The organism is Aporhodopirellula sallentina SM41 (assembly GCF_000346505.1).
Taxonomy (GTDB): domain Bacteria; phylum Planctomycetota; class Planctomycetia; order Pirellulales; family Pirellulaceae; genus Rhodopirellula; species Rhodopirellula sallentina.
In genome coordinates this window covers 57,181-68,869 of the sequence record NZ_ANOH01000048.1, presented here as the reverse complement: position 1 = coordinate 68,869, position 11,689 = coordinate 57,181, and the positions used below count along the sequence as shown (strand labels likewise).

Sequence of the window (11,689 nt, the reverse complement as noted above, 5' to 3'; positions counted from 1 at the left end):
CGTTGAGCAATCGAGCGATGGGTAAAGCCGGCACGGTCCGTTGAGCGTTGTCGTCGGCTAGGTTTTCTCGATCAAAGAGGCATTCTGCCGGAGCGTCGGTCCACGTCGCAATTCTGTCGAGCAAGCTCTTGTGAGCAACAACAAGAATCGGGCGATCTTCGTGCACCGACTCGCCGGTGCCGTTCGCGGCGATGTTGCTAGCGGTGTCAGTGGGCTGCTGCGGAGAGGGTTGGTCGGCCGCGGCGAGGGGCCCGCAACCAGCCAAGGCAACGACCAAGCAGAGTGTTCGGAACTTGAGCAACATAGAAGAACCCTTCGTAGGAAAAGAAGCGATGAGTGCCGTCAGGACATGTTCAGTTTATGACAACACGACGCATGTGCAATACGTGTGCATGAAGGAAGTGTTCTTGGGGATCTGCTAAAGTATCCAAAATGGATGCCAAACCTCAGCCAGCAAAACAGCCCCGTTCGAGTTCGATGATGCCGATCCCAACCAATTTGATCACGGGATTCCTTGGGTCAGGGAAGACAACGGCGATCAATCGCTTGCTTGAGCATCGACCGGATGGCGAACGATGGTCGATTTTCGTGAACGAGTACGGCATCGTGACCGTGGACGAGATGATTGGTGGGGGATCAACCGCAGCAAGAATGAGACTTCGTTCAGCGCCACGGCGTATCGTCGCGATAGCCGCTTGGAAGTCATCACCGACAGTCCAACCTCCGGCTGGGAGGGGCTGGAGCAACTGCTACTGAAGTGCAAGTAGCAACCTCACGTTACCATCTCGTTTAACCGGTAGCCGAAGGCGTCGCACGATCAGGGGCAGGACCGGGGAACGGCGTCTCTGGCTACCGGTTAAACGAAGAACACTAAGTTCGTGGCCCTGGGCAAATTGACTATGCGGACCGCACTATGGCTTGTGCGGGCTCGCAGCAACCGCATAGGCATCCGTAGCGTCGGTTCAGCAAGTGAGCGCCCACCAAGAGCAACCCACCGATCGGTGTGATCCAGGCGGCAAAGGGAGCGATGAAGGCTTGGAATTCAGAGTCCACTTCGGGGTTTCCAGCGGAGGCAACGCCGCTCACGCTGGTTTGCGTTACGTCGGTATTTGTCTCGGTGCCCGCAATCGCGGTGCAATGCTCGCAACATGCGTCGGTGCAAACGGCGGCATCGGTTGCCGCGATGGTGGAAGTCTCGCAGGCCGCACAGCAGTCACCAGCCATGCCAAATGCCGCGCTGGTGATCAGAACCAAGCCCACGCTGGCGATTGCGATCGGTGTCATCCGGCGATGCTTGCGGAAGCCAGGGACGAAAGCCGCGATCGCGATCAGGAAACAGGCCAGAGCCATCCACTGGTGAAACGATTCATCCGCCAGGAAGCTGAGTCCCAGTGCGGGCAAAAATGCGATCACGAACGGCATGGCCGCACAATGAATCGCACACCCGATCGAAGCAACGATCCCGACCCAATCGCGCCAAGTTGAGTTGTCGCTTGATTCCTCGGTGATAGCGTTCGAGGGCAATGTCGTTAGTTCAATCATGGATAATCTCCCTGTGAGGTGGAGAGGATTTTGTGGGATAGCCGTGCAGTTGCACATGATATGCATGTGTGGTGGTTCGAGGAAGGATCTACCAGGGAAATACGAGCGAAATTTTTGACCAATGCGGGGGGCTGTTGCGTGGGGGCACCGTGCGTGGGTAAGTGAGAATTCACTTGCACAGGCGTTGCACATGTGTAGAATTCAATATTCGGTCTCTTTGCAACGATAGGAATTCATGATGACTGACGACGAATCGCTTGACCTGGTCAAGCAAGCGATTCGCGACGCGGGGCTGCGAGCCACGCCGGCGCGAATAGCCACTCTGCAATTGCTCCGCCGGTCCACCTCACCGCTTACTCACGCCGTGGTGGCGGAAGACTTAGCGACGCTCGGTGTGGACAAGGCCACCGTTTTCCGCAATTTGAATGACATGGTGGATGCTGGGCTGCTTCGGCGAACCGAAGTTGGCGACCACGTCTGGCGATTCGAAACGATCGATGAGGAACATGACGGCGGGCATCCGCACTTTCTGTGCGTCGATTGCGGTACCGTTTCCTGTTTGGACGACGTCAAGTTGACCGCGGGAAGTCAACGGGCCAGCGAGCAGTTTGGTGAAGTCACTGAAATCTTGCTTCGCGGGCATTGCAACGACTGCCGGGAATGAGAGGCGTATTGCTTCCTGAACAGATGGCCGGTGACGGTTGGCTGTGTTTCTGCGGCGTTTTATATTGGACTTGAGCAGCCTAGGCTCGAGTCGTTTGGATGTCGTTCACCATTGGCTGGTCAGCCAATTCCATGCGGGATGGTGCAGCATCACGGCTAGGAATAGCAGCATCGTCGGGGTGAGCCAACGGGGACGCAGTTTCCGGCCGCCGATGAATCGGCTCGTCCATGCCATCCCGATCCAGATCGCTCCGATGGTGAGTGTGGCTTGCCAACCGAGAGCCACCCCGATCAAAAGAGCGGCAAGCGTTGTGGAGGTGCGGGGTTGATTGGAACGCACCTGAGCGAATGAAGCGAGCGTTGAAATCCCCCATCCCGCGAAGGCACCTGCGATCACAGTGGCGACTGGCGTGAAAAATTGCGGCATCCGATTTGCCGGGATCGACGTTTGCTCGAAGATGGTTACCGGGACGCAGTGAGGAGTTGCCAGGGCGATGGAAATGGTAGTCAGGAGCATGACTGTCGCGAGCCAAGTGGGACAACGCAGTCGATCGGTTTCCATCAATGCTAGCGTCAGGATGAAGCAAAACACCAGGCAGTGGAACAAGTAGATTCCCACAACAGGCCACTTCGTATAGAGGATGATCCATACGATTCCTGTGTAGCTGTAATGAGGGAAGCTGGGAACGTTGGCGGCGCCCGTGACGAGTTCGTAGAGGAACAGCGACGCAAAGAGAAACATCGTTGTCAGTTCAACGAGGAAATAACGAGCAGGGATCGGCGTATGGCAATCGCGACATTGTCCTTTAAGGTTCAGGTAGCTGATGATCGGGATGTTATCGATGCGTCGGATTTTGGTCCCGCATTGGGGGCACGCCGAGTCGCGAAAGGCGATGGAACGACCGCGTGGTGCGCTGTCCGCCACGACGTTGAGGAAGCTGCCGAAGCAGGCTCCAGCGGCAGCGAAGATGGCAAAGATGACAACCTTGGAACTGCGAATCCGCAGGTGTTCCATGGCTGTTGGTTCTTCGAGGGTATAGCTGCTCGGCGTCTCCTGTGTGCTGTTCCAGATCGTTTCCACCGTCGGTAACAGGACCAAGTATCCCAGCAATCCGAGCCCCGCCAGGAGAAATGCAGTGCCCCGAGGTGAGAGCTTCGAACGAATGTTTTGGGTGAAATGGATGGTTTCAAGGACTGCTAGAAAAGCGGCCACCCACATGAGCGCGACCGGGTTGCAAAAAAAGTTTGCGGCGGTGAGTGATGGTTGCGGAGGAGTTTGCTGATACGCGGTAATGGAAAAAAAGAGAGCGAGACCGAGTAGTGTCACCCGGAAGAGCATTGGAGTCGCCGTGGAGACGAGATAGGCCAACACGAGAGCGTTTCCGACCAGCATCCAAGTCGCGTTGGATTCCATGCAGACTCGGACGATCGAGCCCAGGAGGGCACTCCCGGCTACTCCGACGAACGCCATGCGCAGATATTCTCCCCAAAGCGTTTTTGCGAACCAGTCGTCGCTAGTCGAGACGGTCGATGGAGAATTCACGGCAGACGCACTCAACACGAATCACGACGTCTGTGCCGACCCACATCCGACGATATAGAAAGAATGATTTGCGACTATAGTGTAAATGCACAATGAGTGCAAATGAGGGTTGCTGTTGGTGAAGATGTTAAAGATTGGGCAGGATTCGTGGCGTTTGAGCGCTCCAAGGGCCCGGCTAGGTCTCAGTTTGACTGAGCAGAGAATTCCGGGACGCGTTCTCGCGCTGCGGCGAGAGATCGCGTCCGGAGGCTGCTGGCTACGAAAGATGCGACGTGATGTCGATCACTCAGGGCGGAAATTCTTGTCGGTGGTCAGTAGGAATTGGTCCATGGTGAAGCCGTCTTCTCGCATCGAGAATTCGATCATCTTTTTGCCGGGGGTTTCGATGTCGAGGTAGATCTCCATCGGGACGCCGCAGTGCTGTTTCTCGGTTCGTTGGGCACACTGCCAACGCCATGTATTTTTGCCTTGGCACCACTGCATACGTTGTCCGTGTTCAGGCCACTCTCCGTCGATGCCGACGTGGATTCCGTTGTCTTCGCTGCCGGTTGAGAACGCTCTTACCCAAACGTAGTAGCGGCCTGGTGTTTCGATATGGACGGAGTAGCTAATGATCGCCATTTTGCCCGCTTCGGGGCTGAAGTTCTCACCGCGAATGAGTTTATCGCCGTGAGTTCGACGGGTATCGGGAAGCAGACGGATGTAGGACCCGTTGCTGGCACCTTCGGCTGCCTGTTTACGTTGATCGGCATCAGCGACCGCCGGTGCGCCATCGGGAGCGGGGATGACATGCCATTGACGGACGTCGTCCTCTCGCTGGCCTGAGAAACTCTCGGCTTCGACAACGATGGGCGCTTGCGGACCGGCGTTCACGGGAGCATCAGCGTGTGTGCTGGTGAAACCCAATGTGGAAGCACCCGCAAAAACGATCGTCATCACTTTGTTGAGGATCGAACTAACATCTCGCCGTCTAGTCATCGGATATTCCTTGATTCATTGCACCGTGGGGACTTTCACCAACGTTGGTGAGGACGCGTCATGATAACTCAACGCGAGCGGAGAAACATGCAAACGTGGACAAGTGATTATTGGATCGTTTGACTGAAGTTTATTGTTTGCTAAAAGGGCCGAATCTATCGATTGCTTGCGATTGTTGACGTGCGATGACGGAAGAGAAATCCTGCTGCTACTGCGATGGCATAGAGGATCAATAGTGTGATAACGGTCGGGTAGGCGGCAGGCTGAAGAGGATCGTTTGCTTTGTCGACAATTGCTGTGTAGGCCGCCGCCAAGGCACCGGCCACGGATATCCCCATCGCAATGTTCCAAATCCAACGGCGAGTACCGGTGGGACGATCGTCGCCGAGGATCCGTTTGCTATTCATCATGAGGAAGAACGTGATGTAGGCAATCGGCAAGAGCATCATCCCGAAGGTGCTGGCAAAAATGGCTAGCCAAAACTTGGCACCTCCCGACCATAGCCATACCCAACTGGCGCCACTGAGTCCGGCGACAAGGACGCCGACCACGAAGGGGACGGTTCCTTCGGGAGAGCCGACCATCTCGCGGAACGCGTAACCGTTGATGAGCATCAAAATGATGATCGAAGAAAAGCCCATCCCGAACACGCCGAGCCCGAATACGAGTTTCGCGTTGGCTTCTCCTAGCAAGGGAGTGAGCGTTTGCGAAAGTTGAAACGCGTCTCTTTTAACGAGCGCAGTGGCAATGCGTTTTTCGTCTGATGAGAGTTCGGCCATCATCTGTACTTTGGCTTGCTCATCGACCTGTTCGGATCGCTCGGCGAGCATGGTGTTGATGCGTGACAGGAGAGATGGTTTGACCGCTTCGAAGAGAGGGGATTGCTCCATCACGGCCAAATCATTGGAGGCGAGTTGATCGTCGATCCGGTTGTGAAACGATGCCGAGGATGCGATCACGACACAGCTCGTCACCAGTACGAACGGGATCGCCATTCCGGTCGCGAGATCAAATTGTGCCAAGCCACGAAAGGGTTTGTCCCAGCCGCGTGCGATCATGGAGTAGGGCATGAGGAACGTCATGTTGATACCAACGGCGGTTGCCGCTGCAGCGATCATCACGGTGCGTTGATTGGCGACTAGCTGATCCGTCCAAAATTGTGCGGCGACCGGTGGCATGCCACTGACCACAGCGTGCAGTTCCCCGGTTGGCATCCGCCATTGCCGGAGATCGGGGACTAAACCCGACAGTGCGGAACTCAGGTCGACGTCGCCGTTGAGAATCAAAAGGGCGGCGACGCCAAAGAAACAGAATACGACCGTGCTGATCAGTGATTTCAGGAAGACGTCAAAGAGCCACGCCGCTCGGCCTCGACGGACGTTGAGCAGCACGATTACTCCCGCGGCCACAAATATGACCGCGGTTACGAGCCACTTCGTGTTGGCTTCGTCGCCGAGGCCGCTACAGTCGCCGATCGTGAAGAGGTTTTTATCGAGTGCGTCGTAGCACAAACTGAACTGCGGCATGCACCAAATCATGTTGGCCATCGCGGTGGCGATGAGCCATCCCCATCCCAACGCAGGATTGATTTCACGATTGATTGCTTCGAACGGGCGTCGACCAGTCGACAGCGTGACATAACTGATCGCCGACAACATGATCACGCCCATCGTGATCGCGACGATTTGTAACCAGAGAAGGCTGGTTCCTCCCAGAACACCCAAAAACAAGGACCCGGCGAGCGAACCTCCTCCGAGAGTGGTTGCGCTTTGTAGCCATCCGGGCCCGGACAGCTTCACGAAAGCGGATAGCTGTTTGCCTTCTCGCTGAGCCTCGAGCAGCAACGCTCGGTCTGACCGTACCGAGTCATTGGATGGGGCAGCGTTGGTTGCCATGGTATCCGAGGGAATCAACGATCATGGAATGGGGGCACCGCTGGGGATCGGCGGAAGAATGCCCTTTGTGGGTTGGACGGGCGAGCGTGGCTGGACGCTGCACCGGAGATGTTTCTGCGTGACCTACAATTTGCCATCGCAGTAGTCCTGGTACCGTTTGGCGATGTCGGCTTCTTGGGCGTTACCGCGATGAACTAGCATGCCGACGTGTTGGTCATATTGGTCACCTTCGGCAATGGTGAATGTGGCATTGTGATAGCCTGTGGCACCGCGAGGGCCCCAGGTTCCGTAGTCACGGATGAGCCACAAGTGCGGCGGTTTCTGATCGGGATGGATCATGCAGGTGATCCCTTCGAAACCTGAATCGTCCGGCATGGTGGCAGAATAGTCCACCCAGTAGGCGAGTTTATCGTGGGTTCCTGATTCATTGACGCCGCCTTCACTGTTGACGACTTTGCCGCTGCCTTTTTTGACCGTGAAGGGATCGCTCATGCGGATGTATGGGATCGCGTAGTGGGTCGCGTCACGTTTGATCGTGACGTCACCATAGGTGGCCTGTAGACGGAATGAAAAGTCGAGGAAGTACTCACCGTCGGCGAGTGCTACCACGCGGTAGTGACGGAGTTCATCGAGGAGAGGTGTGTCGCCGTCCATCCAAGTCAACTTTTCATCGAACTCGGCTTCGTTACCGGCAACGGTGACGTTTGAGAACGCGACATGACTGACTCGGCGTTGATACGGAGCGATCGGCCACGGAGATTTTTCTTTGTCGGTGACTCCGGAGTAAAGTGCCATGTAGAGACCCACGGGCTTGGGCTGCCCTTCGAGGTGGACACGTTCTTCGGCTACCCAAAACGATCGGTGGTGTGGATGGTCTTTGCTGATCTTCACCGTCATGGGGCGACCGCTCGCACTGAGAAAAGGATCGAAGTGGGGTAAGTCAACAGATGAGTCGCAGCGATAGACGAACGCGGGCTTCTGATCAATACGCAACGTCAATGAACTTTCGTCATCGGCAATCTCTACTGCGATGCGGGTGGACGTGGCAGGAGTGTTGTCTGCCGCGACACCGTGCATGTGGCAGAAGGTGAGGGAGATCACCGAGGCAATGATCCAGAAGATACGCGGTGATAGAGACATGGGAATGTTCTCGACGGGAAGGATGAAATGACGGGTAGGATGAAATGAGGTGGGGTAGGAAACGGCGCGGGGTGTTAGACCGTGGGTAATTCGAATCCTTTTCGAATGGGGCGGGTGAGCATCTCGTTGGCCTCGTCATCGCCAACGAAAGTTTCTCGATCGGGATCCCATCGTAGATTGCGTCCGAGCAACCGACCGATGTTCAGTAGGTGGCAAACGGTCGCACTTCGGTGCCCGAGTTCCACGTCTGCGATTGGTCGTTCCCCGGACACGCAGCAGTCGAGCCAATTGCCGACGTGACTCTGGTCTTGTCGTGAGTGTTCGTCCAAGAGGTTTTGGGCGAGTTCGGAAGGGTTGGACGTGATGCGACCACGGAATACTTCCATCTTTGCTTTCTCGCCAACGAATATTCCTCCGCCGCGGTTCCCGCGATCCAAATGAACGGTCAAACCATTGGCGTAACGGAAGCGAAGTCGTGGTTGGGAACAAACTCGTTGCCCCCGGTCCCTCGATTCGGGGCTACGGTAGATGGGCAAGTCAAGCGCAGGACCGTCGACGAGGATTTCCGTTGGACCGGTTGAGTCGAGTCCGAGTGCCCACTGAATTTGATCGAATCCGTGCGTGCCCCATCCGGTCATTTCACCTCCGCTGTAGGGCCGAATGGATAGCCAGCCGGGATTCCCACGCGGCGCGTAAAGGTCTTTGTTGTAGGGCACTAACTCCGTGGGGCCGCACCACATGTTCCAATCAATCCCTGCGGGAACGGGTTGGGAGGGAAGTTCGCACAGCCAGGGGCTTTCGTAGTTGGCAGCGTGGACTTCTTTGATTTCACCGAGTCCGCCGTTTCGGATGAATTCGCAGCCGATGAAATTAGCGCGTTGAGATCGTTGTTGCGATCCGACTTGGAAGGTGATTCCCGTCTTTCGGGCGGCTTTGACCATCAACCGCCCTTCGGGGATCGTCAACGTTAACGGCTTTTCAGCATAAACATGTTTGCCTGCCAATGCGGCGGCGATGCAGATATTGGCTCGCCAATGTTCGGGCGTGGCCGTGACGATCGCATCGACGTCGTCGCGGTCGAGAACGCGTCGGTAGTCTTGATAGACATCCGCGGCGCCGACTGCGTTTGCAATGCTCTCTCCGCGAGGTTGGTTGACGTCGCAGATGCACACCACGTCGGTTCGAGGATCGGATGCGGCTTGGCGAAGAACGGCGCTCCCTTGCCGGCCCACTCCGATGCCCGCGATGCGAATTCGATCGTTCGCACCCGGTCGGTTGCCTTCCGCGAGAGCTGAACGAGGAATGATGGTCGGGAAGGCGAAGGTGGTTGCCGATGCGACTGCGGATCCGCGAAGGAAGCCGCGCCGTGTCAACGCGACACGGTTTTTTGACGTTCGGCCGGTTGAGGAGGGAGTGTTGGAGTTGTCATTGCGAGACATCGTTGGGTTCCAGTGCCGTTAGGAGGTCCGGTGCAGTGTTTGGGGGATATGAGTGCTCTTGCCAATGATTTCTCGGAGGTGATCGATGCTACGTTCGGCTTGCTCCAAGGTGCCGCACTCGACGCTCAGCACGATGTCCTGCGGTACCGAGCGACAGGTCGCGACGATTCGTTCCCAGTCGATGACTCCGTCGCCGCAGGCACAACCGACGGCGGTGCCCATCACTTTGCCCCGCTCGGCTTCGGATTGTTCGACCGAGATGTCTTTGGCGTGGATGTGAATGACGCGGTGTTTGATGCGTTCGAGCCATTCGTGTGGATCTTCGCCACCGAGATAGGCGTTTCCGGTATCAAAGTTTGCTCCGAGGTTGGGGGAATCGACTAGGTTGAGGCAACGGTCATAGAGGGCGGGTTTGAGCGAATAGGTTTGATGCATCTCGAAACCGATTCGGATGCCTCTGCGTTCGCAAACTTTGAGGGCCTCCATAAGTGAATAGCGGATGAGGACGAAATCTTCCTCCATCGTCGTCCACGTTTGTTTATGGCCTTCGTGCGTGTTGATGATCGGTGCCCCGATTTCGTTGGCAAAACGAGCCGCTTGTTTGAGATACTCGACCGCGATTTCCGGTTTGGATGCCTGGCTGTGCGACGACAGCGCCGAGAGTTTGAGTCCGTGTTTTTCAACTTCGTCGCGAATGCGAAACGGATCGTCGAGCATGGAGACACTGTGGAAGTATCTCGCTTCGCTGAGGAGTTCTCGCCCCCAGTGGACCATCGGTTCGATGTATTCGTAGCCGAGGTCGGCAGCGAACTGCACGCCCCACTCGAAAGACTTGTGTGACGTGCGAACCGCTTCGAGGTTCAAACCAATTCCGACTTTGCCCATGGGGTTTTACTCTTTCAGTGCTGCTGAGTTGACATCAATGACACTGAAGAGAGTCTAGTAATCCTGCGGTCCGAAACCACTGGCAGATGTTGTCAAAATAATGGTAGGTTTTTGTCAGGTGCGGTTTGAGACGTGAGACTAATCTACGGTTGGACGCAGGTGGTTCATGACGTGATTGGGTCGGCTGCGAAAGAGAGGAAGAGGAAGGAGGAGGTGGGGAGAGAGGGGATCGTGGATGAGTCCGAAGTGAGGTCTTACCGGGAATTGCAATATGACCGAGCCAAAACAGATACTCTTGCTCGTTGAAACCTCGCGCGTCTTTGGACGTGACGTGATCCAGGGGATCTCGCGTTACGCAAAGGAGCGTGCGAACTGGTTGTTCCATTTCGAGGATCGCGGCATCAACGAAGGGTTGCCGCCGTCGCTGAAGCACTGGCAAGGCGATGGGATCATTGCGCGCAGTCCAACCCGTCCTCTCGCGAAGGCAATCGGACGTTTGAATTGTCCCGTTGTGGAGTTGCTAGGGGATGGCGAAGTGCAGACTGCCGAGGTTCGTACTGATGAACAACGTACCGCAGACCTCGCGATCGACCATCTCATCAAACAAGGCTTTGAGCGATTGGCGTTTTATTCATTCGCCAACTCATGGTGGTCAGACGCACGCCGAGATGCCTTTTGTGAAAACATGAGTTCACGCGGCCTTACCGCTCACGTGTTTCCAGGTGCATACAAAGGCAGTCAACTCCCGTATCCGACGTGGCGTCAGTCGTATGAGAGACCGTTGATACAGTGGGTGGAACGGTTGCCCAAGCCGATTGGGATTTGGGCGGTGGGCGATTCGCAGGCGATCCGTGTTTTGGAGGCGTGTCGCAGTCTCAACGTTTCCGTGCCTGCGGAGGTGGGGATACTCGGGACAACCAACGAACACATGATTTGTAGTTTGTTGTCACCGTCGCTTTCGAGCATCGAACTCAACGCGGTCGAGGTTGGCTATAAAGCCGCTGCGATTCTCGACGCAAAGATACGTCGGCAAAAGACAAAAACATCTCGCCGCAAAACTAAGTCGGAATCTCCAACATCCCCGGTGTTTGTATCACCCTCAGGCGTCGTGATGCGAGAGTCAACGAATCGTTTGGCGATGATCGATCCGGAGATTGACGAGGCGGTGAAAATCATTGAGCGGGACGCGGTCCATGGTTTGACCGTCGATGAACTCGCAGAGGAGTTGTTGTTGTCGCGTAGCACGCTCGAGCGAAGATTTCGTCAGTACTTTCACTGCTCGCCGTCGCAGCAGATTCATCATGTTCGGGTCGAACGGGCGAAGATGCTTCTGCGTGAAACAGCATGGCCGGTGAAGTTGATTTCCGAGAAATCCGGTTTTGATTTGCCTGAAAACTTCGTTCGTTACTTCAAACGTTTGGTCGGCGAGACTCCGCGACAGTTCCGAATGCGGTTCTATGGTGAGAACGCAACGCAGTAGCCGGAACTGATGACAATTTGAAAGTCCGGCATTCCCAAGTCGTTGATCGGATGTCGCAATCGCACTTGCAATCCGATGCGGTTTGGTTTTCGGATAGGCGGTAGTGGATCTTGTGAAAGATCCT

11 protein-coding genes and 1 pseudogene are annotated in these 11,689 nt (G+C 55.9%); 4 read left to right on the top strand and 8 right to left on the bottom strand.

The annotated features are described in order from the left end of the window. The coding region (locus tag RSSM_RS02540; RefSeq protein ID WP_044300703.1) for a hypothetical protein at nucleotides 1-304 on the bottom strand (304 nt) is incomplete at its 3' end. Between the two features lie 128 nt (nucleotides 305-432). Here RSSM_RS02540 and RSSM_RS35315 point away from each other — a divergent pair. Both RSSM_RS35315 and RSSM_RS34065 read left to right on the top strand, forming a co-directional pair. Then, a pseudogene (locus tag RSSM_RS35315) lies at nucleotides 433-570 on the top strand (GTP-binding protein); the annotation flags it as partial. A 5-nt stretch (nucleotides 571-575) separates the two neighbouring features. Then, complete coding sequence (locus RSSM_RS34065; RefSeq protein ID WP_008674155.1) at nucleotides 576-767, top strand: hypothetical protein; 192 nt, start codon at nucleotides 576-578, stop codon at nucleotides 765-767. A gap of 130 nt (nucleotides 768-897) precedes the next feature. Here RSSM_RS34065 and RSSM_RS02530 read toward each other — a convergent pair whose 3' ends face one another. Then, nucleotides 898-1,542, bottom strand: coding sequence for a MerC domain-containing protein (locus RSSM_RS02530; RefSeq protein ID WP_008674152.1), 645 nt, complete (start codon nucleotides 1,540-1,542; stop codon nucleotides 898-900). Between the two features lie 235 nt (nucleotides 1,543-1,777). Here RSSM_RS02530 and RSSM_RS02525 point away from each other — a divergent pair, with 235 nt between their 5' ends. Next, a complete protein-coding gene (locus RSSM_RS02525) occupies nucleotides 1,778-2,206 on the top strand; it encodes a Fur family transcriptional regulator (protein WP_044300700.1) in 429 nt (142 codons plus the stop codon). Between the two features lie 105 nt (nucleotides 2,207-2,311). On the opposite strand, the gene RSSM_RS35310 is transcribed toward RSSM_RS02525, so the two are convergent. From RSSM_RS35310 to RSSM_RS02495, 6 genes are all read right to left on the bottom strand, one after another. After that, nucleotides 2,312-3,748, bottom strand: coding sequence for a prepilin peptidase (locus tag RSSM_RS35310; RefSeq protein ID WP_052335970.1), 1,437 nt, complete (start codon nucleotides 3,746-3,748; stop codon nucleotides 2,312-2,314). Nucleotides 3,749-4,030: 282 nt separating this feature from the next. After that, a complete protein-coding gene (locus tag RSSM_RS02515; RefSeq protein ID WP_081613666.1) occupies nucleotides 4,031-4,726 on the bottom strand; it encodes a hypothetical protein in 696 nt (231 codons plus the stop codon). Between the two features lie 155 nt (nucleotides 4,727-4,881). After that, nucleotides 4,882-6,621, bottom strand: coding sequence for a divalent metal cation transporter (locus tag RSSM_RS02510; RefSeq protein WP_008674144.1), 1,740 nt, complete (start codon nucleotides 6,619-6,621; stop codon nucleotides 4,882-4,884). Nucleotides 6,622-6,744: 123 nt separating this feature from the next. After that, nucleotides 6,745-7,761: a DUF6807 family protein gene (locus RSSM_RS02505; RefSeq protein ID WP_008674143.1), complete on the bottom strand. Its 1,017-nt coding sequence runs from the start codon at nucleotides 7,759-7,761 to the stop codon at nucleotides 6,745-6,747. A gap of 74 nt (nucleotides 7,762-7,835) precedes the next feature. Continuing rightward, complete coding sequence (locus RSSM_RS02500; protein WP_008674141.1) at nucleotides 7,836-9,200, bottom strand: Gfo/Idh/MocA family protein; 1,365 nt, start codon at nucleotides 9,198-9,200, stop codon at nucleotides 7,836-7,838. An 18-nt stretch (nucleotides 9,201-9,218) separates the two neighbouring features. Continuing rightward, the gene (locus RSSM_RS02495) at nucleotides 9,219-10,085 is read right to left on the bottom strand and encodes a sugar phosphate isomerase/epimerase family protein (protein WP_008674140.1); all 867 of its coding nucleotides are present in this window, start codon (nucleotides 10,083-10,085) and stop codon (nucleotides 9,219-9,221) included. Nucleotides 10,086-10,356: 271 nt separating this feature from the next. On the opposite strand from RSSM_RS02495, the gene RSSM_RS02490 reads away from it, so the two are divergent. Continuing rightward, on the top strand, nucleotides 10,357-11,565 hold the full coding sequence (locus tag RSSM_RS02490) for a XylR family transcriptional regulator (protein ID WP_008674138.1): 1,209 nt from the start codon (nucleotides 10,357-10,359) through the stop codon (nucleotides 11,563-11,565). The last annotated feature ends 124 nt before the right edge of the window (nucleotides 11,566-11,689 follow it).

Excerpts from the sequence above, each read along its gene's own strand:
- RSSM_RS34065 (WP_008674155.1), top strand. The coding sequence starts at position 576 with ATGGTCGATTTTCGTGAACGAGTACGGCATCGTGACCGTGGACGAGAT.
- RSSM_RS02530 (WP_008674152.1), bottom strand. The coding sequence starts at position 1,542 with ATGATTGAACTAACGACATTGCCCTCGAACGCTATCACCGAGGAATCA.
- RSSM_RS02525 (WP_044300700.1), top strand. The coding sequence starts at position 1,778 with ATGATGACTGACGACGAATCGCTTGACCTGGTCAAGCAAGCGATTCGC.
- RSSM_RS02515 (WP_081613666.1), bottom strand. The coding sequence starts at position 4,726 with ATGACTAGACGGCGAGATGTTAGTTCGATCCTCAACAAAGTGATGACG.
- RSSM_RS02510 (WP_008674144.1), bottom strand. The coding sequence starts at position 6,621 with ATGGCAACCAACGCTGCCCCATCCAATGACTCGGTACGGTCAGACCGA.
- RSSM_RS02505 (WP_008674143.1), bottom strand. The coding sequence starts at position 7,761 with ATGTCTCTATCACCGCGTATCTTCTGGATCATTGCCTCGGTGATCTCC.
- RSSM_RS02500 (WP_008674141.1), bottom strand. The coding sequence starts at position 9,200 with ATGTCTCGCAATGACAACTCCAACACTCCCTCCTCAACCGGCCGAACG.
- RSSM_RS02495 (WP_008674140.1), bottom strand. The coding sequence starts at position 10,085 with ATGGGCAAAGTCGGAATTGGTTTGAACCTCGAAGCGGTTCGCACGTCA.
- RSSM_RS02490 (WP_008674138.1), top strand. The coding sequence starts at position 10,357 with ATGACCGAGCCAAAACAGATACTCTTGCTCGTTGAAACCTCGCGCGTC.